At 64.0% G+C, this 25,135-nt stretch carries 24 protein-coding genes; 12 read left to right on the top strand and 12 right to left on the bottom strand.

The genetic code is table 11. The features are described 5' to 3' along the window. Positions 1–32 precede the first annotated feature (32 nt). From QQL24_RS24375 to QQL24_RS24340, 8 genes are all read left to right on the top strand, one after another. Positions 33–1,109 carry an ABC transporter permease gene (locus QQL24_RS24375; RefSeq protein WP_284314888.1) on the top strand — a complete coding sequence of 359 codons (1,077 nt, stop codon included), beginning with the start codon at positions 33–35 and terminating at the stop codon, positions 1,107–1,109. Continuing rightward, entirely contained in the window at positions 1,106–1,948 is an 843-nt protein-coding gene (locus tag QQL24_RS24370; protein WP_284314887.1) for an ATP-binding cassette domain-containing protein, read from the top strand. Before QQL24_RS24375 ends, QQL24_RS24370 begins: the two co-directional genes overlap by 4 nt. Before the next feature lie 11 nt (positions 1,949–1,959). After that, the gene (gene kduI, locus QQL24_RS24365) at positions 1,960–2,796 is read left to right on the top strand and encodes a 5-dehydro-4-deoxy-D-glucuronate isomerase (RefSeq protein ID WP_284314886.1); all 837 of its coding nucleotides are present in this window, start codon (positions 1,960–1,962) and stop codon (positions 2,794–2,796) included. Between the two features lie 2 nt (positions 2,797–2,798). Next, positions 2,799–3,557, top strand: coding sequence for a 2-dehydro-3-deoxy-D-gluconate 5-dehydrogenase KduD (gene kduD / locus QQL24_RS24360; protein ID WP_284314885.1), 759 nt, complete (start codon positions 2,799–2,801; stop codon positions 3,555–3,557). 348 nt (positions 3,558–3,905) lie between these two features. Then, positions 3,906–4,985 carry a sugar ABC transporter substrate-binding protein gene (locus QQL24_RS24355; RefSeq protein ID WP_284314884.1) on the top strand — a complete coding sequence of 360 codons (1,080 nt, stop codon included), beginning with the start codon at positions 3,906–3,908 and terminating at the stop codon, positions 4,983–4,985. 180 nt (positions 4,986–5,165) lie between these two features. Further along, positions 5,166–6,149: an ABC transporter permease gene (locus QQL24_RS24350; protein ID WP_284314883.1), complete on the top strand. Its 984-nt coding sequence runs from the start codon at positions 5,166–5,168 to the stop codon at positions 6,147–6,149. Beyond that, complete coding sequence (locus QQL24_RS24345; protein WP_284314882.1) at positions 6,146–7,657, top strand: sugar ABC transporter ATP-binding protein; 1,512 nt, start codon at positions 6,146–6,148, stop codon at positions 7,655–7,657. Before QQL24_RS24350 ends, QQL24_RS24345 begins: the two co-directional genes overlap by 4 nt. Before the next feature lie 26 nt (positions 7,658–7,683). Beyond that, positions 7,684–8,652, top strand: a complete 969-nt coding sequence (locus QQL24_RS24340) for an ABC transporter permease (RefSeq protein ID WP_284314881.1) — start codon at positions 7,684–7,686, stop codon at positions 8,650–8,652. Positions 8,653–8,724: 72 nt separating this feature from the next. Here the strand turns inward: QQL24_RS24340 and gloA are convergent, their stop codons facing one another. Further along, complete coding sequence (gene gloA / locus QQL24_RS24335; protein WP_284314880.1) at positions 8,725–9,141, bottom strand: lactoylglutathione lyase; 417 nt, start codon at positions 9,139–9,141, stop codon at positions 8,725–8,727. A gap of 160 nt (positions 9,142–9,301) precedes the next feature. Between gloA and QQL24_RS24330 the strand changes: the two genes are divergently transcribed. The 3 genes from QQL24_RS24330 to QQL24_RS24320 all read left to right on the top strand — a co-directional run bounded on the left by QQL24_RS24330 (position 9,302) and on the right by QQL24_RS24320 (position 12,367). Next, entirely contained in the window at positions 9,302–10,759 is a 1,458-nt protein-coding gene (locus tag QQL24_RS24330) for an FAD-binding oxidoreductase (RefSeq protein WP_284314879.1), read from the top strand. Beyond that, positions 10,740–11,459 (top strand): FadR/GntR family transcriptional regulator, encoded by a 720-nt coding sequence (locus tag QQL24_RS24325; RefSeq protein ID WP_284314878.1) that lies wholly within the window; start codon positions 10,740–10,742, stop codon positions 11,457–11,459. Before QQL24_RS24330 ends, QQL24_RS24325 begins: the two co-directional genes overlap by 20 nt. A gap of 161 nt (positions 11,460–11,620) precedes the next feature. Continuing rightward, positions 11,621–12,367, top strand: a complete 747-nt coding sequence (locus QQL24_RS24320) for a FadR/GntR family transcriptional regulator (protein WP_284314877.1) — start codon at positions 11,621–11,623, stop codon at positions 12,365–12,367. Between the two features lie 30 nt (positions 12,368–12,397). Here QQL24_RS24320 and QQL24_RS24315 read toward each other — a convergent pair whose 3' ends face one another. From QQL24_RS24315 to QQL24_RS24295, 5 genes are all read right to left on the bottom strand, one after another. After that, positions 12,398–13,129 carry an ABC transporter ATP-binding protein gene (locus tag QQL24_RS24315; protein WP_284314876.1) on the bottom strand — a complete coding sequence of 244 codons (732 nt, stop codon included), beginning with the start codon at positions 13,127–13,129 and terminating at the stop codon, positions 12,398–12,400. Continuing rightward, positions 13,126–13,848 (bottom strand): ABC transporter ATP-binding protein, encoded by a 723-nt coding sequence (locus QQL24_RS24310; RefSeq protein ID WP_284314875.1) that lies wholly within the window; start codon positions 13,846–13,848, stop codon positions 13,126–13,128. The genes QQL24_RS24315 and QQL24_RS24310 overlap by 4 nt, the downstream gene beginning before the upstream one ends. Next, the gene (locus tag QQL24_RS24305; RefSeq protein ID WP_284314874.1) at positions 13,845–14,858 is read right to left on the bottom strand and encodes a branched-chain amino acid ABC transporter permease; all 1,014 of its coding nucleotides are present in this window, start codon (positions 14,856–14,858) and stop codon (positions 13,845–13,847) included. Before QQL24_RS24305 ends, QQL24_RS24310 begins: the two co-directional genes overlap by 4 nt. Positions 14,859–14,862: 4 nt before the next feature. Next, the gene (locus QQL24_RS24300; protein WP_284314873.1) at positions 14,863–15,732 is read right to left on the bottom strand and encodes a branched-chain amino acid ABC transporter permease; all 870 of its coding nucleotides are present in this window, start codon (positions 15,730–15,732) and stop codon (positions 14,863–14,865) included. A 90-nt stretch (positions 15,733–15,822) separates the two neighbouring features. Beyond that, entirely contained in the window at positions 15,823–17,040 is a 1,218-nt protein-coding gene (locus QQL24_RS24295; protein ID WP_284314872.1) for an ABC transporter substrate-binding protein, read from the bottom strand. A gap of 146 nt (positions 17,041–17,186) precedes the next feature. On the opposite strand from QQL24_RS24295, the gene QQL24_RS24290 reads away from it, so the two are divergent. Beyond that, positions 17,187–18,173, top strand: a complete 987-nt coding sequence (locus tag QQL24_RS24290; protein ID WP_284314871.1) for an aldo/keto reductase — start codon at positions 17,187–17,189, stop codon at positions 18,171–18,173. A 201-nt stretch (positions 18,174–18,374) separates the two neighbouring features. On the opposite strand, the gene QQL24_RS24285 is transcribed toward QQL24_RS24290, so the two are convergent. Genes QQL24_RS24285 through QQL24_RS24260 form a run of 6 tightly spaced genes read right to left on the bottom strand, consistent with a single transcriptional unit; the run spans position 18,375 to position 25,111 of the window. Then, positions 18,375–19,403, bottom strand: a complete 1,029-nt coding sequence (locus QQL24_RS24285) for a GGDEF domain-containing response regulator (RefSeq protein ID WP_284314870.1) — start codon at positions 19,401–19,403, stop codon at positions 18,375–18,377. A gap of 13 nt (positions 19,404–19,416) precedes the next feature. Further along, positions 19,417–20,436, bottom strand: a complete 1,020-nt coding sequence (cheB, locus tag QQL24_RS24280; protein ID WP_284314869.1) for a chemotaxis-specific protein-glutamate methyltransferase CheB — start codon at positions 20,434–20,436, stop codon at positions 19,417–19,419. Positions 20,437–20,458: 22 nt separating this feature from the next. Then, positions 20,459–22,729, bottom strand: coding sequence for a hybrid sensor histidine kinase/response regulator (locus QQL24_RS24275; protein WP_284314868.1), 2,271 nt, complete (start codon positions 22,727–22,729; stop codon positions 20,459–20,461). Continuing rightward, positions 22,726–23,373, bottom strand: a complete 648-nt coding sequence (locus tag QQL24_RS24270) for a chemotaxis protein CheW (protein ID WP_284314867.1) — start codon at positions 23,371–23,373, stop codon at positions 22,726–22,728. The genes QQL24_RS24275 and QQL24_RS24270 overlap by 4 nt, the downstream gene beginning before the upstream one ends. Continuing rightward, positions 23,370–24,647 carry a CheR family methyltransferase gene (locus QQL24_RS24265; protein WP_284314866.1) on the bottom strand — a complete coding sequence of 426 codons (1,278 nt, stop codon included), beginning with the start codon at positions 24,645–24,647 and terminating at the stop codon, positions 23,370–23,372. Before QQL24_RS24265 ends, QQL24_RS24270 begins: the two co-directional genes overlap by 4 nt. Further along, entirely contained in the window at positions 24,647–25,111 is a 465-nt protein-coding gene (locus tag QQL24_RS24260; protein WP_284314865.1) for a chemotaxis protein CheW, read from the bottom strand. Before QQL24_RS24260 ends, QQL24_RS24265 begins: the two co-directional genes overlap by 1 nt. Positions 25,112–25,135 lie beyond the last annotated feature (24 nt).

Below are 25,135 nucleotides of genomic sequence, written 5' to 3'. Positions count from 1 at the left end.
CGCCACTCCACTGGCGCGAAAGTTCCTTATCGATGAACACGAACTCCGGTAATCCCGAAGCAAGGTCGGCCAGCATCGCGCCACGGCCGAAATTGTCGGTGGGCAATGTCCTGATCATGCTGCTCTCCCGCTACAGGGAGGCCAGCATCGCGGTCGTCGCCGTCCTGCTGGTCATCTATTTCCAGATCGGCAGCAATGGCGGCTTCCTCACCACGCAGTTGATGAGCGTGGTGCTTCGCGATGCCGGCCGGCTCGGCATGATCGCCGCCGCCGAGGTGATGCTGATGATCACCGGCGAGATCGACCTCTCGCTGAGCAGCACATTTTCGCTCGCGCCCTATCTGATGGTGCTGATGTCGATCACCTTCGGGCTGCCACTCTATGCGGGTGCGGCCATCGGTATCCTGCTCAGCGTGCTGGTGGGGTTCGTCAACGGCTTCATCACGGTCAGGCTGCGTGTACCCTCGCTCATCACCACGGTGGGCACGCTGTTCCTTCTGAATGGCATCACCGTTTCGATCTATGACAGCCAGCCCATCGTCGCGCCGAGCGAAGAGCCCTTCAATGCGATTTTCGGCGAGAGCCTGTTCGCGCCGAACGATTCACCGTTCTCGGTGCATGGCCTCTCGGCCTTCTCGCCCTTCCTGTGGGCGCTGCTCGTGGTGCTGGTGCTCGCCGTGGTGTTGACGCGCACGCGTTTCGGCCTTCACACCATCGCCACCGGCAGCAACATCACTGGGGCCCGCGAGATCGGCATCCGCACGGACTGGATGAAGATCTATAATTTCATGATCGCCGGCGGCATCGCCGCCTTTGCCGGCATCATCAACACGGCGGAATTCTCGTCCGCGGATCCCACGGCCGGCAGCCCCTTCCTGACCCTGCAGGCAATCGCCGCGGCGGTGATCGGCGGCACTTCGCTGATGGGTGGTTCGGGCACGGTGGTCGGCTCGCTGATCGGTGCCTTCGTGGTCGCCGCCCTCAACAACGGGCTGGTGATGGTGGGCGCCCAGGCCACCACCTCGGACATTTATCTCGGAGCCGCCATCGTCGCGGCGATGATCCTCAACGTGCAGGTCGGCCGGCTGCGGCTGAGGAGGCGGACATGACGAGCGATATTTTGCCCCCGCTGCCGGTGGATGCCCCGGTCATCCTGGAGATGCAGCATATCTCCAAGAGCTTCGGCCCGGTGACGGCGCTCGTCGATGTCAGCCTGAAGCTACGCAAGGGCGAGGTGCTGGCCCTGGTCGGCGACAATGGCGCCGGCAAGTCGACCCTCATCAAGACCATGTCCGGCTTCCACGCGCCCGACGGTGGCAAGATGTTCTTCAACGGCAAGGAGACGCATTTCGCCTCGCCTCGTGATGCGCGGGCGCTGGGCATCGAGACCGTCTACCAGGACCTGGCCCTGATCGGCGATCTCAGCGTCTACCACAATATGTTTCTCGGTCGGGAGCAGCGCCGGCGCTTTCTCGGCTTCAACCTTCTCGACAATGAACGCATGCGCGAACTCTCGCGCTCCTATCTCGACACACTCGGCATCGCCATTCCGAGCGTCAACAGCACGGTCGACATGCTCTCCGGCGGCCAGCGCCAGTGCATCGCCGTGGCACGCTCGATCTATTCCTCGCCCACCGTCCTGATCCTCGACGAGCCGCTCGCCGCCCTCGGTGTGCGCGAAAGCGCCCATGTGCTCGGCCTGATCCAGAATCTGCGACGCCAGCGCGAAGTCTCGGTCGTGCTGATCGTGCACAATTACAACCAGATCTTCGAGGTCTGCGACCGCATCAACTTCCTGCATTCCGGCGAGATCGTGCTCGATGCCGCAACCTCCGAGACCAGCGAGGAAGAGCTGATCCGCATCGTCAAATCCGGCCTCGGCAAGCGCGCCATCCTGGCCGCCGAGCAGGAGATCGGACCGATCTCGCCGATTGAGCTGAGAAACTGAGAGGACATTCCATGAAGATCGACGTCAGGCACGCCTCGCATGCCGATGCGGTGCGCGGATACGACACGCAGACGCTGCGGCGCCATTTCCTGGTCGAGACCGTGTTTGCCGATGGCGAGATCCGCCTCACCTATTCTCACTATGACCGCATGGTGATCGGCGGCGCCATGCCGCTCGGCGAAAGTTTGACCCTGACCGCACCGAAGGCGGTCGGCCAGGAGACCTTCCTGGCCGAGCGCGAACTCGGTGTGCTGGCCATCGGCGGTGCCGGCCGCGTTGTCGTCGATGGCAATGCTCATGAACTGAGGAAATATGACTGCCTCTATGTCGGCCGCGGCGCGGGCGAGGTGCGCTTTGAAAGCGTGGATGCGGCGGCGCCGGCCAAATTCTACCTCGTCTCGACCCCGGCTCACGCCAACCACCCCACGGTGCTCCTCACCCGCGACAAGGCAAGGCACCTGGCGCCCGGGGACGCCGCCACGGCCAACAGGCGTGCCATCTTCCAGTTCATCCATCCGGAGGTCTGCCAGTCCTGCCAGCTCACCATGGGCCTGACCATGCTGGAGACGGGCAGCGTGTGGAACACCATGCCCAGCCACACTCATGACCGGCGCATGGAGGCCTATCTCTATTTCGATCTCGATGCCGACCAGCGCGTTTTTCACTTCATGGGCGAGCCGCAGGAGACGCGGCACATGCTGGTGGCCAATGAGCAGGCGATCATCTCCCCACCCTGGTCGATCCATTCGGGCGCGGGCACCAAGAACTACAGCTTCATCTGGGCCATGGCCGGCGACAACAAGAGCTTCACCGACATGGACCATGTCGCCATCGGCGATCTGAGGTGAGCATGGCGGCGAACCCCTTCTCTCTCACCGGCCGCGTCGCCGTCGTCACCGGCGCCAACACCGGCATCGGCCAGGCCATTGCGCTTGCCCTTGGCCAGGCGGGGGCGGCGATCGTTGCCGTCGGACGCTCACCCATGGACGAGACCGAGGCGCTGGTGCGGGGGGCGGGTGCCCGCTTCCATGCCATCCACGCCGATCTCGGCAGCATCGCACCGGTGAAGGCCATCGTTGCAGAGACGCTTTCGACCTTCGGCGGCCTCGACATCCTGGTCAACAATGCCGGCATCATCCGCCGCAGCGATGCGATCGACTTCAGCGAAGAAGACTGGGACGCGGTGATGGCCGTCAACCTGAAGACGGCCTTCTTCCTGTCGCAAGCGGCCGCCCGCCACATGATCGGACAGGGGAGGGGCAAGATCGTCAACATCGCTTCGCTGCTCTCCTTCCAGGGCGGTATCCGCGTGCCGTCCTACACGGCCTCCAAGAGCGGGCTTGCCGGCATCACCCGGCTGCTCGCCTGCGAATGGGCGGGCAAGGGCATCAATGTCAACGCCATCGCGCCCGGCTATTTCGTCACCAACAATACCACCGCCCTGCGCGAGGATCCCGACCGCAGCGCGGCCATCCTGGCGCGCGTGCCGGCGGGACGGTGGGGCGACCCGGCGGATCTCGGCGGCGCGGCGGTGTTCCTGGCCTCATCCGCCTCGGATTATGTCTATGGCACCATTATCCCCGTGGATGGCGGGTGGATGGCGCGGTAGGGACGCGGTCTGCCATGCACTGTCGCAGCCGGTCAGCCGGTTTGTCATCCTGAAAACGCCGGGTCTGCAAATAGGGGTGATATCGGCCGCGAGATGGATGCTCCTGATTGTGCCTCGTCAGCTTGCCGTTTCTGCCTAGGCATGGAGCTGTCAACTAGCGGAATTCCCTGTCTTTTCCAACCCAGGTCGTCTTCCAGACCCAAAGCCTCTTGCCCATCACAGAGAGAAAGAGTACGGTTGCCGTCTTGAGGGGTTGTCGTACAATCTCTTCAACAAGATCGCCCTGATCGGAATGTCGCGAAACAGCGATGGCAGCAGCTCCGGGGGCCATTCAACGGGAGGTATTTCATGATCGACAAGGTCAGTTCGCGTTTCGGCGTCCTCAATCGCCGCTCGTTCCTCGCCACCGTCGCGGCCGGCGCCACGGTCGCCGCATTGCCCAGCCGGCTCTTCGCGGCCGACAAGCCCACGCTCGTCACCTCGATCCGCTCGCTCTCGAACCCCTATCACGCCGTCTGGAAGACCGGTGCCGAGGCCTTTGCCTCCGCCATCGGCCTCGACCATGTCACGCTCGTCTCCGAGGGCAACAGCGAGAAGGGCATCGCCGACATCAAGGCCATGCTTGCCAAGACGGGCGGTAACATGGTGCTCAATTCCGACCCCAACGACACGCCGGACGCCCGGCCGATCGTCGAGTCATGCGCCAAGGCCGGTGCCTATGTCGTCACGCAGTGGAACAAGCCGGATGACCTGCATCCGCGCGACCTCAACCCCTATTACGTCTCGCATATCGAGTTTGATGGCATCGCCAGCGGCAAGCAGATCGCCGAGATCCTGTTCAAGGCGATGGGCGGCTCCGGCGGCATCGTCGCCCTTGGCGGCCAGATCTCGAACACGGCGGCGATCGAACGCAAAAAGGGCCTCGATGCCGCGCTGGCAGCCAACCCGAATATCAAGCTGCTCGACTTCCAGGTCGCCAACTGGAAATCCTCGGAAGCCTATGACCTCACCGGCAACCTGCTGACCCGCTTCGGCGATGACGTCAAGGGCGTGTGGGCCGCCAATGACGACATGGGCACCGGCGCCCTGGAATCCCTCCGTTCCGAGAACCTTGCCGGCAAGGTGCCGGTGGTCGGCGTCGACGGTATCAAGGCGGCCGTGGATGCGGTGCGCAAGGGCGAGTTTGCCTGCACGGTTACCTCCGACCCCTTCTGGCAGGGCGGCATGGGCCTCGCCATCGGCCTGGCGGCGCTGCAAAAGAAGATCGATCCGGCCAAGGAACCGCCGGAGCACCGCGAGTTCTATGGCAAAGCCGTGCTGATCTCGAAGGATAATGTCGAGGACTACTACAAGACCAATATCGACTCCCATCCCACCCTGGACTGGAGCGACCTGTGGGGCCGTGTCGTCGGCCCGATCCGTTCTTAAGGGCAGATCTTGCCCTAACTCTCTGTCTGGCCGTCAGCGGTGCTTCCTCTCGCGACTGGCCTACTGCTGGCGGGCGCCTCGTGTCCGCCAGCCTTTTCAGATGGCGTAGCGAGGTGTTCTCTTTTGACCATCGATGCCGAGAACCTTAAAACTGTCGCGAAAAGCGAGCGGGAAGGTGTGATGCCGGCCTTTGCGAGCCGCCTGTCCGGCAGGCTGAATCTCAAGCGCTGGCGCAATTATGCACCGGCCCTCGTCCTGATCGCGTTGTGCATCCTGATTGCGATCGCCAATCCGAACTTCATCGAGCTGCGCAACCTGGTGCGTGTCGCCAATTCGGCGGCCGTGCCGCTGACGCTTGCCATGGGGCTGACCTTCATCATCCTGCTCGGCAGCATCGATCTCTCCGTCGAAGGCTCGCTCTCCATCTCGGCCATGGTCACGGTGCTGCTCGCCGCCAATGACCTGAACGGCAATTCCTATGGCTGGCTTGCCGTGCTTGCCGCCATCGTGGCCAGCACGGCAATGGGCTTCACCACAGGGGTGATCCAGACCTATCTGCGCATTCCCTCCTTCATGGCGACGCTCGGCGTCTGGTTCATCGGCCTCGGCGTCTCCGTCTACATGCTGGGTGGGTCGGCCGTCAGGTTGATGGATCCCTCGATCCGCGACCTTGCCCTGGCGCGCTTCCTCGGCCTGCCGCTGGCGGTCTGGGTGGCGCTTGGGGCCTTCGTGCTGGCTTGCATCGTGCAATATTTCACCCGGCTCGGCCGGCATATCATGGCGATCGGCGGCGGCGAGGATGTCGCCGAGCTGTCGGGCATCAATCTGCGCCGTGTGCGCATCATGGCCTTCGGCCTTGCCGGCTTCTTCTTCGGGGTGGCCGGCGTGCTGTCCGCCTCCCAGCTTGGCCGCTCGGATGCGGTGATCGCCGACGGGCGCCTGTTTGCCGCCGTCACGGCTGTCGTCGTCGGCGGCACAGCGCTGACGGGCGGGGAGGGCGGCGTGATCAACACCCTCGTCGGCGTGCTGATCGTCACCGTCCTCGGCAATGGCATGATCCTGCTCGGCGTCTCGCCCTATGTGCAGCAGACCGTCCAGGGCCTGATGATCATCGCGGCCGTCGCCCTTTCCCTCGATCGCCTGCGCCTGAGGATCGTGAAATGACCGCCCTGCTGTCAGCCAGCGCCATCAGCAAATCCTTCGCCGGCGTTCCCGCCTTGCGGGAGGTCTCCCTCGATATCCGGCCCAACGAGGTGGTGGGACTGATCGGCGAGAATGGCGCCGGCAAGTCGACGCTGATGCGCATCCTGGCCGGCACGCACCAGCCCGACAGCGGCACGCTCCTGCTCGACGGGCAGCCGGTGAAGCTCCGCAGCGCTCGTGACGGGGCCGGGCACGGCATCGGCATGGTCTTCCAGGAGCAGTCCCTGCTACTCAACCTCTCGGTCGCCGAGAACATCTATCTCGGCCAGGAGGACCGGTTCATCCGCTTCGGGCTGATGAACTGGCGGGCGATGCGGGCTGCGGCGCGGCGCCAGCTTGCCAAGGTAGGCGTCGACATCGACGTGGCCGCCCGCACCTCCGAGCTCACCTTCGCCGCGCGTCAGATGGTGGAACTCGCCAAGGCCCTGACGCTGGAAGAGGCAGTCTCGCGTCCCCTGGTGATCCTGCTCGACGAACCGACCTCGGTCCTCGGCGGCAGCGACATCGAGATGCTGTTCAGCCGGGTGCGGTCCCTGAAATCGCGCGCGAGCTTCGTCTTCGTCTCCCACCGCCTCGAGGAGGTGCTGCATGTCTCCGACCGCGTCTACACCATGAAGGACGGGCAGGTGGTCGCCGAGCATCAGGCTCGCGACGTCAGCGCGCCGCAGCTCCATCAGATCATGGTCGGCCGCGGCCTGCAGGCGGCCTATTACAAGGAAGACAAGCAAGTCCCGCCACGCAGCGAAATCGTGGTGGATGCCAGCAGGCTTGGTGTCGAGGGCGTCTTCCGCGGTGTCGACCTGCAGATCCGCGCCGGCGAGATCGTCGGCATCGCCGGCGTGGTGGGTTCCGGCCGCGAGGAGGTGACGCGCACCATCGGCGGCTTCCTCACCCACACCTCCGGCACGCTCAGGATCAAGGGCGAGGCGGTGCATTTCCGCTCGCCCGAGCAGGCCGTGCGCAAGCAGATCGGCTACATCCCGCGCGAGCGGCGCGTCGAGGGGCTGGTGATGTTCCTTTCCATCGCCGAGAACATCTCGCTGGCCGACCTTTCCTCGGTGATGCGCGGCGGCGCCATCAATTATGGCCTGGAGCGGCGGCTGGCCGGCGAGTGGATCAAGCGCCTCCACATCAAGGCTCCCAGCCCCGACATCGCCTGCCGCAAGCTTTCCGGCGGCAATCAGCAGAAGGTGGTGCTGGCGCGCTGGATGACCGCGGGCTCGCGCATCCTCGTCCTCGACCATCCGACCCGAGGGCTGGATGTGGGCGCCAAGGAGGAGGTCTACGAACTGGTGCGGGAGCTGTCGTCCCAGGGGGTGGCGATCCTGCTGATCTCCGACACGCTGGAGGAGACGATCGGCCTCTCGCACCGCGTGCTGGTGATGCGCGACGGCGCGGTGACAGCCCATTTCGACGCGGCCCCGGGCCACAAGCCCGACCAGGTCGAACTCGTGCGGGCGATGGTTTGAGGAGTACGTGGTTTGAGGAGTACGTCATGGAGCGAACCAACAGCCTGAAGACCCTCCTGGCCACCGGATGGCTGCAGGGCGCCATTCCCGTCGCCTTGCTGGTTGCGCTGGTGCTGGTCATCGAGATCGCCGCGCCAGGCTTCCTGACGGGCGATACGCTCCTCCTCCTGCTCTCCAACACGGCGGTGCTCTTCATCCTGGCCGCCGGCGTCACCTTCGTGATCCTGATCGGCGGCATCGACTTGTCGATCCAGTCGGTGGCCTCGCTCGCCAGCGTCATCCTCGCGCAGCTCCTGCCGCGCCTCGGCTTGCTGGCCTTTCCTGTCGCCATCCTGTCGGGCTTCGCCTTCGGCCTGCTCAGCGGCTATGTGCATGTGCGGCTGAAGGTGCCCTCGTTCGTGGCGACACTGGCCACAGGCGGCGTAGTGGCGGGCATTGCGCTCTGGGTCGCGGACGGCCGGGCGATCACCATCGAGGAAGGCGGTCGCGAAAACACGGCCTGGATCAATGGCAGCCTCGGCGGCTTGCCGACGGTGGTGATCATCGCCGCAGTGATCGGCATCGTGGCCTATGTCGGTCTGCGCTATACGCGCTTCGGGCGCTACAGCATGGCCATCGGGGCCGGGGAGCCGGCCGCCATCGCGGCGGGCATCAATGTCGACCGCACCAAGATCATCGCCTTCGCCATTTCCGGCATGCTCGCCGCCATTGCCGGCACGATCCTCGCCGCGCGCCTCTCCAGCGGCTCGCCGGTCCTTGCCAACCAGCTGCTGCTGCCGGCGATCGCCGCCGTCATCGTCGGAGGGACGGCGATCACCGGCGGTCTCGGTGGCATTGCACGCACCGCGGTGGGAGCGCTGATCATTTCCATCGTGCGCATCGGCACGACTTTCGTGGGGATCAACATCTTCGCCGAGAACATCGTCTTCGGCGCCGTGCTCGTCATGGCCGTCGCCATCACAATCGACCGCAGCAAGATCGCCATCATCAAATGAGGGAGCGGTGGCAAAGGGAACGGGAGGACGGAGGGCCGGGCTTGAAGGCGCGGCTCCCCGATGGGTCGGGCGTCACTTCATGGTGTCGAGGCCGATCAGCTCGATCTTGTAACCGTCCGGATCCTCGACGAAGGCGATATGCGTGGTGCCGTGCTTCATCGGGCCGGGAGGGCGGGGAATCCTTGCGCCCTGCTCTTCCAGCGCGCCGCAGACGGCATAGATGTCGTTGACCCCGAGGGCGAGATGGCCGAAGCCGGTGCCGATCTCATAAGGCGTCGCCTGGTCCCAGTTGTAGGTCAGCTCGACCACCGTGCTGTTCTCCTCGGGGCCGTAGCCGACAAAGGCGAGGGTGAAGCGGCCGCCTGGGAACTCCTCCTTGCGCAGCAGCTTCATGCCGAGCAGCTCCGTATAGAACTTGATAGACGTATCGAGATCGAAGACTCGGATCATCGTATGCATCATTCGAAATTGGCCGGACGCATCGGTCATCGTACGGATCCTCCTACAAGTTGTCGTTTTCACACTGGTTTTTAGGAAAGCAGGGCGCGGGAGGGGCCCTCTGCTCTTGATGTTCCAAGCCAGCGTTGTATGATAACCATGCAAGCAGTCCAATTGTCCAGATGTTTTCCCCTCCAGTCGGAGCTTCCGAATGAATGCCCTTCCGCCGTCCCAGCAAAAAGCGCTCGCGGCTCTGTTCGCGGCGATGCCGGCGGATCTGCTTTTGTCGGATGGAGAGGCGCTGGAGCGCTACAGCCGGGACTGGTCCGGCGACCATTACGGGCGCCCGCTGGCGGTCGCAAGACCGCGCTCGAAGGAAGAGCTCAGCCTGCTGATGGGTTGCTGCTACGAGCAGCAGATCCATGTGGTGCCGCAGGGCGGCCTGACCGGGCTGGTGGGCGCCGCCGTGGCGAGCTATCCCGGCGGGGAGGTCGTCGTCTCGCTCGAGCGCATGAACAAAGTCCGCTCGGTCAATCCGATCGATTTCGCGATGGTCGTCGAGGCGGGCTGCATCCTGGAGGATGCCAAGCGCCAAGCCGAGGCCGCCGATTGCATCCTGCCCATCACTTTCGGCGCGCAGGGCAGCTGCCGTATCGGGGGCAATGTCTCCACCAATGCCGGTGGCTTCAACGTGCTGCGCTATGGCATGTCGCGCGATCTGGTGCTCGGTCTCGAAGTCGTGCTTGCCGACGGGCAGGTCTGGAATGGCCTGCGAACCCTGCGCAAGGATAATCGCGGCTATGATCTCAAGCAGCTCTTCATCGGCAGCGAAGGGACGCTCGGTATCGTCACGGCCGCTGCCCTGAAGCTCTTCCCAAAGCCGACGCAGGTCGAGACCGCGCTTGTCGGCCTCGCCTCCGTCGACGCCGCCATGCAGCTCTACGCCCGGGCACGGCGCGAATGCAGCGATCTCCTCTCGGCCTTCGAGCTGATCCTGCGCGGCGGCATCGAGATCGCCCTCAACGCCAGGGATGATCTGCACGATCCCCTCGGCGAGGCCTACCCCGTCTATGTGCTGATCGAGGCCTCCGCAGCGGGCAGGGTCGACCTCAGGGGCCTGCTGGAGGGCTTCCTTGCCGATGCTTCCGACCTCGTGCTCGACGGTGTCATCGCGGGGAGCCGAGCCCAGGCCGACAGGCTCTGGCTCTTGCGCGAAATGATGGTGGAGGCGCAGGGCCGGGGCGGGCGCTACCTTCGAACGGATGTCTCGGTGTCGATATCGAGCCTTGCCACTTTCGTCACGGACACGCTCGACGCACTCGCGCAGATGCTGCCAGAGGCCATCGCCGTTACCTACGGCCATGTCGGCGACGGCAATATCCATCTCAACATCGTGCCACCCGAAACCATGCCGCCAGCCGACTTCGACGGGCTGTTTCACGCCGCCGAGGAGGTGATCTTCGACATCGTCGACAGGCATGGCGGCTCGATCAGTGCCGAGCATGGCATCGGCCGCGTCAAGCAGGCCGCTTTCCTCAAACGCGCCGATCCTTTGACGCTGGAACTTTCCCGCCGAATCAAGGACGCTTTCGATCCCAAGCATTTGCTGAGCGAGGGGCGGATCTTGGCAAGCGCGCAGGGGGTGTGGAATGACGCTGAAGCTCGGTAAGGTCAATCGGGGGCCGCATCTTTCGACCTTGGTGGCAAGCTCGATCTCCCGCGAGATCGCGCAGGGCCGGCTGAAATCCGGCGACCAGCTGCCGACGGAGCAGCAACTCGCGCAGACCTTCGGGGTGAGCCGCAACGTCGTGCGCGAGGCCATTGCGCGCCTGCGCTCGGAAGGGCGCATCTGGTCGCAGCAGGGCCGCGGCGCCTTCGTGGCCGACGAGCCCAATGCGACCGTGCTGACCATCGATTTCGAGGCACTCCAGCAGGGCGACGCCTTCCGCTCCCTCTTCGAACTGCGCGGCATCCTGGAGGTTCAGGCGGCGGCACTTGCCGCCAGGCGCCGGACCGAGGAGGATCTGTCGGCCCTGGAGGGGGCGCTCGCGACGATGCGGGAAGCGCCCTATGGCAGCGTCACGTGGCTGAAGACCGATCTCGAATTCCATAAGAAGGTCGCTGCCGCCACTGGCAACGCCTATATGGTGCAATTTCTCATGTTCGTTTCCGAGAAAGTCCGCGAGAGCATCCTCGCCTCCGGCAACCAGCAGCGCTCGGAAGACCTCGCCGCCGTGACGCTCGGCGAGCATCAGCGCATCCTCGACGCCATCGCCGCCGGCGATGCCGACGAAGCCCAGGACGCCATGCGCGCCCATCTCCATAACGCCGCCGGCCGTGTAGGCCTTGCCGACGAGCAATCCGGATAGGTTCCTATCATCAAGTCAGCGCTCCAATTGCCTGGCTCTGACTGGTCGATACCGCTGCCTCGTCTTTGTCCCGTGCAAAGCATGGCTTTGCTTTTTGGGCTGCCGCAGGGTAGCTACGTTGACAATATTGGTTGTCGGACAGCGGGCGGGCTTCGAGCGGCATGAGAGACAGGGACAGCGCAGTCTTCAACACGATCCAGCAGACGCCAAATCTGCGGAGCGGGCTCGCCGACCGCCTGATAGCCCAGATCGAATCCGGCGACCTGAAACCCGGCCAGCGCCTTCCCACCGAACAGGCGATCATGGAGGCGACCGGTGTCAGCCGCACGATCGTCCGCGAGGCGCTGGCGACCTTGCGGGCAAAGGGGTTGATCACAACGCGGCAGGGGCTGGGGGCGTTCGTTTCCAACGATCCGAATCCGCGTTCCTTTTCAATCATTCCGACCGATCTCGAGTCGATCGACGAAGTCCTGCGCGTGCTGGAGTTGCGGATCGGCATCGAATATGAGGCGGCAGGATTGGCGGCCCTCCGGCGCACGCCCGATGACATTGCCCGCATGCAGAAGCGCCTGGACGCGCTCGACCGCGCCATCCAGCAGGGTGGATATGGCGCCGAGGAAGATTATGCCTTCCACCGTTCGATCCTGGTGGCCACGCAAAACTCCTATTACGGGCGGCTTTTCGATACGTTCGGTACGTCGATGGTTCCGCGCCAATGGATGCGGCTGGACAGGATGACCGACGCCGAACGCCAGCGGCACACCACGCGGATGCGCAAGGAGCACTACGCAATCTTCACCGCGATCCGCGACGGCAACGAGGCTGCGGCGAGGAAAGCGCTTCGCAACCATCTGTCTCGCAGCGCCGCGCGTTTCGAAAGCCTGCGTGACGAGGGCCTGTCCAGGTAGCAACACCCGGCGCCGGCAATTGCGGATCGCTCATGGTATCTTTTCGGTGATGCCGCCCAGATAGAGTTCCCGCATGAGCGACATATCCCGAAGCTCGCCAATGGGACCGGAAATGGCGATGCGGCCGTTCTGCATGAGATAGCCGCGCGATGCCACCGAAAGCGCCAGGCCTGCGTTCTGCTCGACGAGCAGCACGGAGGCGCCGAAACGCTGCCCGATATCGAGGATGATGGCCTGGATCTCCCTCACGAGCAGGGGGGAGAGGCCGAGCGAGGGTTCATCGAGCAGCAGCACGCGCGGCCGCGCCATCAGGCCGCGCGCGATGGCAAGCATCTGCTGCTGCCCGCCGCTCAGGGAGCCGCCCTTGTGCCGGCGCTTTGTCGCGAGGATGGGAAAGAACCGTTCCATTGTCCGCACGTCGGCGTCGACCCCGGTCGCATCGCGGCGGGCATAGGCGCCGAGCCGCAGATTCTCCTCCACGGTCATGTCGGCGAAGATGCGCCGGCCTTCCGGCACGAGTACGACACCGCGCTTGGCCATGGCATCAGGGGCAAGACCGGTGACGTCCTCGCCATTGAGCGAGATGCTGCCGATGCGCGGTTTGACCAGGCCCACGATCGTCTTGAGCAGGGTTGACTTGCCTGCGCCGTTCGGCCCGAGAATGGTGACGATCTCATTGTCGGCCAGCGTGAGCGAGACGTCACGATCGACAATGGTGGCGCCGTAGCCATTGGTGACGTTGGAGACGGAAAGAAGCGTCACAACGCAGCTCCAAGATAGACTTCCAGGACCTTCGGATCGTTGAGCACCTCCTGCGTGGGGCCGTCGGCGATCTTCGAGCCGAAATCGAGCACCGCCAGCCGCTTGCAGAGCATCTGCATCAGCTTCATGTCGTGGTCGATCACGCAGACACTGATGCCATGCCCCGGAAACTGCCTGACGAGCCCGACGAGCGTCGCGGTCTCGCGGTCATTGAGGCCGGCGGCCGGTTCGTCGAGCAGGATCAGGGACGGTCGGGTCGCGAGAGCCAATGCGATGCCGAGCAGGCGCAGGTTGCCGAAAGGCAGGATCCTGGCCTCGTCTCCCGACAGCGCCGAAAGCCCGACGAAATCGAGCAGCGCCTGCGGCGTCGTCCAGGGATAGGAGCCATCCGTCCGGCGCACATGCTCGCAGGCGATGCGGACATTCTCCATTACCGACAGGCCGGGAAAGGCCATGGCCTGCTGGAAGGTATAGCCGATGCCGGCGCGCGAGATCTCATGGGCGGCGAGACCGGTGATGTCGCGCCCCCGCCAGAGGACTCTACCCGCCGTCGCCTTGTGGACGCCCGTGACGACATTGAAAAGCGTGGTCTTGCCCGAGCCGTTCGGGCCGACGACACCGAGGATCTCTCCTTCCTCGATGGCAAGGTCTACGCCCGAGAGGGCGGTGACACCGCCGAACTGTTTGCGAAGGCCCCTGATTTCCAGGATGGCGCTCATCGCTCGGCTCCGGAAGTCTGTCCGGCGGCGGTCGGCGCACCGCTGCCATTGCGGGAGGGGCCGAAAAGGGCGCGCCAGCCAGCCATCAGCCCGGCGATGACGCCGTTCGGGAGGAGCAGGATGACGGCGATCAGGCAGACGCCATAGAGGATGCGTGATTCCACAGGATCGAGATTCATGATCTCCGGCAGGAAGGACACGAGGATGCCGCCGGCGATCGGCCCAAGCAGCAGGCGAGCGCCGCCGATCATCACCATGAGCGCCAGATAGATGCTGGGGAAGGAGGCGAACTGCATCGGCGAGATGTGGCGCAGGAAGTAGCCGAGCAGCACGCCGGAGACGCCGGCGAACACGCCGCTGACGATGAAGGCGCCGATCTTGTGGCGCCCGACATTGATGCCGAGGGAGGCGGCGAGCTTCTCGTTTTCGCGGATGGCGCGCAGCGTACGGCCATAGGGCGAGTTGATGATCGCCCAGCTTGCGATGGCGCTGACGGTGACCATCGCGAACACCAGGGTGTAGTAGAAGGGCAAATCGTCGATGGGGTGGCCGAACAGGGTTACCGGGAACTGCAGGTCGAGGCCGGTGGCCGCACCGGTATAGTCGCCGCCATTGGTGAGTATGATGGTCAGCAACTGTCCGAAGGCGAAGGTCATGATCACGAAATGGTGGCCGCTGACACGCAGCGAGGGAATGCCGATGATAGCGGCGGCCACCGCCGCGAACAGGCCGCCGAAGGGCAGGGCCACCCAGAAGCCGACGCCGAAGTCGCGGGCCAGCAAGGCGGCTGCATAGGCACCGACGCCGACCAGCGCGGCATGGCCCATCGAGAGGATGCCTGTCTGGCCGAACAACACCGAGAGGCCGTAGAGCGCCACGATGTTGATCCCAGCGGAGATGGCCAGCGACAGCAGGCGATTGCTCGGGGACAACAAGGGCACGAGCGCCAGCAGTGCCAGCACGATCAGGGCGGGCAGCAACGACCGGAGGGGCGAGACGGATTTCTTCATGGTATCAGGCCATCTTCGGGCCACTGGTGCCGCCGAAGAGGCCATTCGGCCGAAACAGCAGAACGAGGATCATCAGGCCGAAGGAATAGGCATCGGTCCATTGGGAGAGGCCGTAGCCGGCGCTGAAACCTTCCACCACGCCCAGGATGAGGCCGGCGACGACGGCGCCCGTCAGATTGCCGAGGCCGCCGATCAGCGCCACGGCGAAACCCTTCATGACCATGGTGCCGCCGGTGAAGGGTGTGACGGGAAAGAGCGCGATGAGCAGGGCGCCGCCCAGGCCCGCGAGCGCACTGCCGAGCACGAAGACGCCCGTGATGTAGCGGCGCACGGGAATGCCCATCAGGGCGGCGGTGTCGCGATCCTCGACGCTGGCGCGCAAAGCCCGGCCGTAGCGGCCGCGGGTGACCATGGCGATCGTCAGGGCGACGACGGCGATGGTCACCAGGATCACCATGACGCGCACCGAGGCGATGCGGACCCCGCCGACATTCCAGATGCCGGTGAGCGGCCGGGGGATGCTCTTCTGGTTGGGATCCCAGAAGAAGATGACGATGTGCTGCAGCACGACGATCAGGCCGAGCGACACGATGAAGCCGTTGGTGGGCCGCTCCAGCGTGAAACGGAACAGCGCCCGCTCGAGAACAAGGCCCATCAAGGCCACGGCAAGAATCGCGAGGACCAGGGCGAGCGGAAAGACGAGACCATTGCTCACCGCAAGCCAGGTGATGATGCTGCCGACCATCAGAAATTCGCCATGAGCGAAATTGATGATGCCTGTCAATCCGAAAATGAGCGTCACGCCAACCGCGATCAGAGTGATCACGCTGGCGATGCAAAGCCCGTTGAGGAGTTGCTGTACCAGAATGTCCAAGGCCGTCTTCCGTCTGCTTGGTCTATCCGCCAGGCGGATGGAGGGCGGGGCGCTCGATGAAGGCAGCGGCCCCGTCCCGATGTCAGGCGATCATTGCGGTGCGTCGGCAGGAGGCTGCTGCATCGAGCATTTGAAGTCACCATTGGGCGCGGCGGCGCAAACCTCCGTCGCATGGGTTACCTGATGCGAGGGATTGAAGGAGAGGTCATCGGAGACGACACCCTTGTAATGCAGCTCCTCCATGGCGGCGACTGTCTTGTCCGGATCGGTCGTGCCGGCCTTCTCCCAGGCATCGACGAGGAAGTGGACATAGTCGTAGTAGAGCAGCGACACCGAGGAGGTGACGCCCTTCGGCGCGCCGGAGGCGAAGTAGCGCTGGAAGTAATCCTTGGCCTTGTCGCTCGAAGATTCACCCCAGCACAGCGGTACGCAGCTCATGGCCACCGGAACGTCGGCGCTCAGCCCGCGCTGCTTCCAGATGCCTGGATCGACGCCGAACAGGAAATAGCTGGGGGCAACTCCAAGCTCGATGGCCTGGGGCAGGGCGGTGAGCGTGGAGTCGCCATTGTACCAGAAGTGCACCACGTCCGGGTTCAGGCCCTTGGCGCGGGTGAGGAAGGGCGAGAAGTCCGTCGTATCCGGCGGATAGAAGATGATGTCGGGGACTTCCTGGCCTTCCGCTTTCAGTGCCTTGACGTAGTAGGAGGTCAGGAACTGGCCCGTCGCGTCATTGCCTACGATGACGACGGACTTCTTCAAGGGATGGCCGACCAGCGGCGTCAGCAGGTTGAGGACGCCACGAGCGGTGGAGCCGGAGCGCTGGAACTCCTGTGGTTCCGACTGGAAGAGATAGTGATCCTCACCGCCGGCAGCGACCGATTGCGGGTTGAGGATCTTGGCCAGCGTGCTGTTGCCCGCAATGTGGATGACCTTGGCGGGCTGGGTGATCTTCGCCATGGCCAGCGTGAAGTCATGCGTCTCGGAACCGAAGATCGCCGCGACCTTCTCGTCGCGCACCAGTTCCTGCGTCGCGGCGATGGCGGTCGCGATATCCGTGCGGTCGTCGCGCTTCAGCAGCTGAAGCGTATAGGTCTTGTCACCGAGCTTGACGCCACCGGCCTTGTTGATTTCGTCGACGGCCAGGCTGACGCCGGCCGGCAAGGTGTGGCCGGCGGAAACGAAGGCGCCGGATTCGGCGGCGACCACGCCGATCTTGATCACGTTCCCCGAATCCTGTGCCGACGCGGCCGCCAGAGGCAGGCCGAAGCATAGCGCCGCAAGGGCGCCCTTCCTGAGCAGGTTCCTCACGATCGTCCTCCCGATCCGATTTTGCATTCTTACATGGTTGTACGACAACCGTGTTTTCTGATAATAGCCGTCCCCGTGGATGTCAAGTCCGGGGCCGGCTGGCATGGAAGCCCGCCGCGAGAGGCTGAATTCTGGGATAGAGCGAGATGCGATCAAGACAGTTTGGCCGGACGGGCCGCAGCGTGAGTGAAATCGGCTTCGGGGCCTGGGCGATCGGCGCGGCCTGGGGAGAGATCAATGACGAGGACGCCCTGGCCGCCCTGCATGCTGCTCTCGACGCGGGCGTGACCTTCATCGACACCGCGGATGTCTATGGCGACGGCCATTCCGAGCAGTTGATCGCCCGGGTCATGCGGGAGCGCGGCGGGGAGCGTCCGTTCATCGCGACCAAGGCCGGGCGCCGCCTGCCGGCGCAGTCCGTGGAGGGCTACAGCGCCGAAAACCTTGCGACTTGGATCGATCGCAGCCTGAAGAACCTCGAGACCGAGGTGCTCGACCTGGTGCAGTTGCACTGCCCGCCGACCGATCTCTATTACCATCCGGAGGTGTTCGAACGCCTCGACCGGCTGGTCAAGCAGGGCAAGATCCGCAATTACGGCGTGAGCGTGGAGCGTGTCGAAGAGGCCTTCAAGGCGATCGAATATCCGGGCGTCGTCAGCGTCCAGATCATCTTCAACGCCTTCCGCCTGCGCCCGAGCGAGCATTTCTTCCGACAGGCGAGGGAAAAGAACATCGCCATCATTGCCCGCGTGCCGCTGGCCAGCGGTCTCCTCTCCGGCAAGTTCAGGAAGGACACGAAGTTCGAGAGCACCGACCATCGCCTCTTCAATCGCAGCGGCAAGGCTTTCGATGTCGGCGAGACCTTCTCGGGCGTGCCCTATGAGGTCGGGCTTCAGGCTGTCGAGAAGGTCCGTCCGCTGGTGGGTGATGACACCACCATGGCGAAATTCGCCCTGCGCTGGATCCTGATGTTCGACGCCGTCAGCGTCGCCATTCCCGGGGCCCGCAATCCCGCCCAGGCTCGTTCGAATGCCGAGGCGGCGGATCTTCCCGCGATCCCGCAACAGGCGATGGCGGAGATCCGCGCGATCTACGACACCTGCATCAAGCCCTATGTGCACCAGCGCTGGTAGGAGCGGCGTTTCCTATCCACTCCCATCGTCGACGCCCGTCACCCTGCCTGTGGCTGGTTGAACGCCCTCTTTGAGGCGATCAACAGCAAAATCCAACCGTCCGATCTTCGCCCGGCGCTCGTCGGAGAACTTATACCAACGGCCCTAAGCGTTGACCTGTCATCCCCGGCGTCTGTGAGCCAATAATTGGAGCCGCTGGTATTATTCTTTCTTTTCGCCCAGCGACTCATAGGACACGACCTGATCCCTGCCTTTCATTTTGGCCCGAAACAGCGCCTGGTCTGCGTTATGCAGCAATTCTCCGGCGGAGTTTTCCTCACCGGGTAATGCGTTGGCCACGCCGATGCTGATGGTCACGCATCCCTCGCCATGTGGAATCTGAAGGTCGCGGACCGCCTGGAGCATCTTCTCCGCAATCTGGTTGGCTCCCGTCTCTGATCCATTGACCAGGACTGCGACGAATTCCTCGCCGCCGAACCGGGCAGCCAGGTCGGTCGCTCGGCTCAGGCTGTCCTGAATCGCCCGCGCAACGCGCTTGAGCGCCTCGTCTCCGGCAAGATGGCCGTAGGAGTCGTTGTATCGCTTGAAGTTGTCGACATCGATCATCAAGAGCGAGACGGGCGTTTGCCTTCGCCGCCCACGCATCCATTCCAGGCTGAGATACTCGTCGAAATAGCGGCGGTTGCCGAGGGAGGTCAGTCCGTCGATACGCGTCAGGCGCTCCAGCTCGAGATTGGCCTTGATCAATTGGCGCTGGCTCTCGCGCAGGGCGCGATAGGCCTGGTTGCGTTGCACATGGTCGAGATAGGCGCGCGTGTGATAGCGGATACGGGCGATCAGTTCGATACGATCCGGCAGCTTGACCAGATAGTCGTTGGCTCCGGCGTTGAAGGCCTCGCCCTTGATGGCCGGTTCCTCCTTGGCGGAAAGCACGATGACGGGCACCGACTGCGTGGCCGGGTTCTGCCGATACTCGCGGACGAGGTCGAGCCCATCCATGCCGGGCATGACAAGGTCCTGCAGGATCACCGTGGGCTTGGTCTCGTTTGCAATCCTGATGGCGTCGAGCGGATTGGTGCAATAATGGAAGTCGAGCTCGGGCTGGCCGGCCAGAGCGCGGCGCACCGCTTCGCAAATCATCATCTGATCGTCGACGAGCAGGACCATCGACAGGTATTTGTCGGCAGGGGCCGGCACGAGTTCTAGATCGAGATCGGGATCTTCCGACATGGGCAAGGGTCCTTCAACCATGGTGGCCACAGGCCTGGATGAGGCGGGGAGCAATGAGATCGAGTGGCAGAATCTCGACGGCGGCTTCGATCGCCGCAGCGGCCTTGGGCATCCCGTAGACGGCGCTTGTCGCGGCATCCTGGGCAATGGTCAGATGCCCTTTCTCGCGCAGCAGCTTGAGCCCTCTGGCGCCGTCACGTCCCATTCCGGTCAGCAAGGCGGCGATGATCTCGCCGCGCCATCGCCGTGCCGCGCTCTCGAAGAACACATCCACCGAAGGCCGGTAGAGGTTGTTCAAGGGCTCGGGCGTGTATTTCAGTTCGCCCGTCGATTTGAAGGCGAGATGATCGTTCGTCGCGGCGATGAAAACCGTGCCCGTCTCCAGGCGGTCGCCGTCCTTTGCGGGGCGAATGGGCAGGGCCGTGTGCTGGCTGAGCCATGTCACCAGGCCGGGAACGAACTGCGCATCGACGTGCTGGATCACCACGATGGCGGCCGGCAGATCCCTGGGCAGCTTGCTGAGCACGGCGGCGACGGCGGCAGGTCCGCCGGCCGAAGCCCCGATCGCAATGAGGCGCCGGGCGAGGGAGAAGGAAGAGGCAGACTTCTTCCCGTTTCCCCCGGCCAGCGGACTATCCTTGATGAGCCTCGCTATATTGGCGATCTTGGTCAGGAAAAGCTGCGCCTGGGCCGATGTTCCCCCGTCGGCACTGATCGTTGGCACCTCGACGGCATCGAGAGCGCCATAGCCCATCGCGTCGTAAACTTCGGGAATGTTCGCGTCGATGCTCGCTGTTACGACGAGGATCGGGCAGGGGGTTGCGGCCATGATTCGCCGCGTGGCCTCGACACCGCCCATCTCCGGCATGGTCAGATCCATCAGGACCAGGTCGGGCAGATCGAGCGCGCAGGCCTCCACGGCCTCCCGCCCGTTTGTGGCGATCCACGCGACCTGATGCTCGGCCGTGATCGACAGCGTGCGCCGGAGCAGTTCGATCGCCATGGGCAGATCATTGACGATGGCAATTCTCATGATCGAATACTCATTCGCGATGTCATTCGTTGGCCTCCCCGATGAGATCGGCCACCGCGCGGATGAGCGTCTCGTCGTGGAAGCTTCCCTTCGCCAGGTAGTAATCCGCGCCGGCATCGAGACCGCGGCGGCGATCTTCCTCCCGGTCCTTGTAGGAGACGATCATCACCGGCACTCCGCTGAGCCGCCCGTCACTCTTGATCAGCTTCACGAGCTCGATACCGTCCATGCGCGGCATGTCGACGTCGGTGACGACGAGATCGAACAGATCCGAGCGCACGGCGTTCCATCCATCCATGCCGTCGACGGCGACCTCGACGTGATAGCCGCGCTGATCGAGCAATTTGCGCTCGAGCTCGCGCACCGTAAGGGAATCATCGACGACCAGGACGCGCTTGCGTTGCTTGCGTGCGGCGTCGTCCGAAGCCCGGCTGAGCGTGCGAAGCTGCCTGGACGAAGCGAGCTTCTCGATGGAACGAAGAAGGTCCTCGACATCGATGATAAGCACGGGCGAGCCATCATCCATCAGCGCCGCTGCGCTGATATCCCTGACCTTGGCGAGACGGGGGTCCAGAGGCCGTATGACGAGTTCCCGCTCGCCAACGAAACGATCGACGATCACGCCATAGATCTCGTCGCGTTCGCCAATGAGAATGACGGAAAGCTCGCTTCCCTCCGGTTGCCATTCGGTGCGTTCCAGCACCTCATGCGCGGTGATCAGGCCGATCTGTCGCTCCTCGAAGCGGAAGTGGGGACGGCCCTCGACCAGTTCGACACTCTCGCGCGGCACATTCAGCGCGCGCACGATGCCGACAAGCGGAAAGGCATAGGGCTCCCCGTCGATCTCGACGAGCAGGGTGCGCGCCACCGACCGCGTCAGCGGCAACTCGAGCTGGAAGCTGCTTCCGATGCCCAGCTTCGAAGTGAGGCTGACGAAACCGCCGACCTGCCTGGCCATGGCCCTGACCGCGTCGAGCCCGACGCCGCGCCCTGAAATATCGCTCACCTCTGCCTTGAGGGAGAAGCCGGGCAGGAAAAGAAATTCCAGAAGCTCCTCTTCACTGAGGCTGGTGACGGACTCCCGGCTTGCAAGCTGCCGGGAAACAATCCGGTCCCGCAGGGCGGAGAGATCGATGCCCCTGCCGTCGTCGGAGGCGATGACCTGCAAGCGACCTGCACTGTGCCGGGCCTCGAGCCGAATGCAGGCTTCTTCGGGCTTGCCGGTTGCCAGGCGTTCGACCAATGTCTCGATCCCGTGATCCACGGCATTGCGCAACAAATGCCCGAGCGGTGCATCGAGCTGTTCCAGGATATCGCTGTCGATGGTGGTCGAGCCGCCGACGATCTCCAGTCGAACCATCTTGCCCAGAGCCATGCCGAGATCGCGGACCATGCGCGAATATTGTTTGACGCCGTCCTCGAAGGGCCGCATGCGGCTGGCTAGCGTCTCGTCGTAGAGCCTGTTGGCAAGGTCGGTTACGCGCCTGTCGATCGAATCCAGCTCTTCGAGACGCTTTGCCAGGAATTCCTGCATGGTCACGAGCTTTTGCTTCGCATTGGCAAGCGCCGGCAGGGCCTGTTCGCTGTCTGTGGCCTGCTCCAGGCCGAGGTTGAGGGAGTCGAATGCCTTGCCGAGATCCGATTGCAGCCGCTTCAGCCGGACAAGACTGTCGGCGAATGGCCGCAAGCGCCTCGCCTCGATCAAGGCCTCACCGGCGAGCCCGAGCAGCCGGTTGAGACTGCCTGCCGTCAGCCTGACGATGCGATCCGGCCCCGCGCTGCCGGAAGCCGGAATGCCGGCTTCGACAGGCTCCGGGCGTGCCGGCTCCGGTCTTGCCGAAGCAAGGGCGCGCGAAGGCTGCGCCGCCAGAACAGGCGTGGCTACCTCCGTCCGTGCGGGCGCCGAGGCCTGCTCCAGGGCATCGACAAAATCAGTGATCTCAGGCGCGTCTTCGTCGGTGTCCAGTTCCGACTGCGATGCGAGCGAAGCGAGCAGGTCGACCCCTTTCAAGAGGATATCGATATGGCCTCGTCCCAGTCGGATCTGCCCGCGCTGGGCCGCGACGAAGCATTCCTCCATGGCATGCGTCACCGCGACCGCGGGCATGAAATTGATGATGCGCGCGGCGCCTTTCAGAGAATGCGCGGAGCGCATGCAGGCTTCGAGGTGATCGGCCGCGCTCGGATTGCGCTCGAGCGCCAGAAGGCCGGTCGTCAGGGCATGGGATTGCGTCTCGAGTTCGGCTCGAAACAGGTCGAGCATCGAGAACTGGCTGAAATCCTCCCCGCTCATGCAAGGCTCCGATCCAGCATGTCCAGCACCGAGGTCTCGTCGAGGCAGCCGACGGTCCGACCCTCCCATGCCAGCATGGCGGTGGTGAATGCCGACGCCGACTTGCTGACCGTCGCTGGAATGGTCAGGAGGCTACTTTCATGACGGCGCTGGAGGCCGTGCACTTCGTCGGCGACAAATACGATACGCCGGTGTTCGCTCCCGATCACGACCATGCGCCGAAGTCTGTCCACGCGGGTCGAGCGAGCCTGGGGCGCGGATTGCCCGATATGGAGAAGCTGGGCGAGCGAGACGCAAACCAGCAGTTCACCGCGAACATTGACAAGGCCGAGCACGAGGGCATCGCGGCGATGGGGAAGGGAGTGCACCGGACGGGGTTCGACGACATCGTGAAAGATGGCTGCTGGCAGCGCCAGCCATTCCTCTCCGATGCGGAAAATCATGAAGCTGCGCGATTTCTCCGAAGCGTCGTCCTCTCCCCGGGCGCCTCGGTCGTTGCGCGCGAAATGCTGTGCCCACTCTTCGCGATATCCGACGGGCAGGGGACGGTCGAGCAAGCTTCGTGCCGTTTGGGCGGCGACCGGGGCGTTCGGCAGGGTTGCAGAACCGGGCGTTGGCTGTTCGGCCTTGGCTGGGGCTGTCATGACCCGCTCCTCCTTTGCTCAAGTTTGGCGAGGCGGCTGTTGAGGGCCTTGGCGGCTGAGATATCGCCCCGGCTTTGGAGAAGCAGCGCGAGGTGTGCGAGGGTTTCGGCATGATCGGGCGCCAGGTACAGCGCCTTGCGATAATGCTGGATGGCTTCGCTCGTCTCGCCGCTCGCGTCGCAGATCAGCCCCATCAGGTAAAAGATGTCGGCCGACGGTCCAAAGTCGGCAAAATGAGCGGCGGCGGCCTGCCTTGCCTCTGTCATCCTGCCCGTGTTGGCGGCTCGCTCGATCGCGGCAAGGCTGGCTGCTGCCCTGTCCGCGGACGATACGGCGCTTTCCGGCATGGCGGTTCGCGGCACGCCGAAGGGCTTCACCGCAGCTTTGCCTGCAGCGGCCGTCGGCTTCGGCTTGGGCGAGCCTGCGGGTGCTGCAGGTCGCGGCGCCAGTGACGACTGGAGCGGAAGCACGGCTGCAGGAGCCATCTGCGGTCGGTCGGCTTTGCGAAATGCAAAAGCTCTCGGCGCCCGAACCGAAGCATAGCCGCAGGTCGTCGGAATGCCGGATTCTCCGGGGCCGACCAGCAGCAAGCCGTTGGGCGCGAGCCAGCCTCCCAGCCGGCGAAGGGCCCGCTCCTGCGTCTGGCGATCGAAATAGATCAGGAGGTTCCGGCACAGAATGACGTCGTAACCATGCTCGCCGAGGACCGGCGCCCATTCGAACAGGTTCGCGCGCGTAAAGGCGACCTGCCCGCGCACCCTGTCGTTCGGTTGCAGCCCCACATCGACATTGTCGAAATAGCTGGCACACAAGCCAAGGTCGCTGCCGCGAAAGGAATTGCGGCCGTAGATGGCTCGCTCGGCCTTTTCGAGATTCTGGGTGCTGACATCGACCGCGTCGATCCTGAAATCCTCTGCCCCAAACCCTGCTTCGAACAAGGAGATCGCCATGGAGAAAGGTTCCTCCCCGCTCGAGCAGGGAAGGCTCAGGATGCGCTTGGGACGGCTGATGTCGGAGGTGTTTCGAAGGTGTTGCACGGCTGCCCCGAAGGCCTCGCGGTCGCGGAAGAACCAGGTTTCGGGAACGACGACGGCGTTGATCAGTTCCTGGCGTTCGTAATCCGAGGTGACCAGATGCTGCCGATAGATCTGGATATCGGTGATCCCACAGGCATTCATGCGTTGTTTGATGGCGTGATCGATCACGGAGGAGCCGATTGTGCCGCTATGGAGACCGATCGCCTCCTTGAGGAACAGCTCGACGGCGTCCGACATCACGCCACCGCTTCGATCTGCTGAAACAGTGCGTCGCGAATCTCCGCCGGTAGGAGACCATCCACCTGCACCAGTTGTATGAGGCCCTGCTCGTCTGCCAGGACGGGGCCAAGATAGGCCGGCGTCCCGGCATCGATACCGGAGGGGCCGAAATCATCGAGATTGCGGCTGAGAATTTCAGTCGCGCGCTCGGCAAGCAGCCCGAGCAGGCGCGGCTCGCCCTGCGCAGATGGGTAGCGGACCAGGATGGTGCGCGTGCTCATCACCTCCGCGGATGGACGGCCGAGCGCCAGGAGGCTGAGGTCGATTAACGGCACGGGCCGGCCATGATAGTTGATCGCACCGGCGACACCGTGCGGCGTGCCTGGAATGGCCTTGGCGGCAATACAGGGCAGCACTTCCTCGATCTGTCCGACATCGAGGACATAGCGGTCCTTGTTCAGATGGAACATCAGGAAGAGCATCGTTCAACCCCGGCCTGTCGGTGG

The organism is Labrys miyagiensis, assembly GCF_030160835.1.
In the GTDB taxonomy this organism is placed as follows: Bacteria; Pseudomonadota; Alphaproteobacteria; order Rhizobiales; family Labraceae; genus Labrys; species Labrys miyagiensis.
The sequence above is the reverse complement of the archived record's forward strand: the minus strand, read 5'-3'. Positions and strand labels throughout refer to the sequence as shown.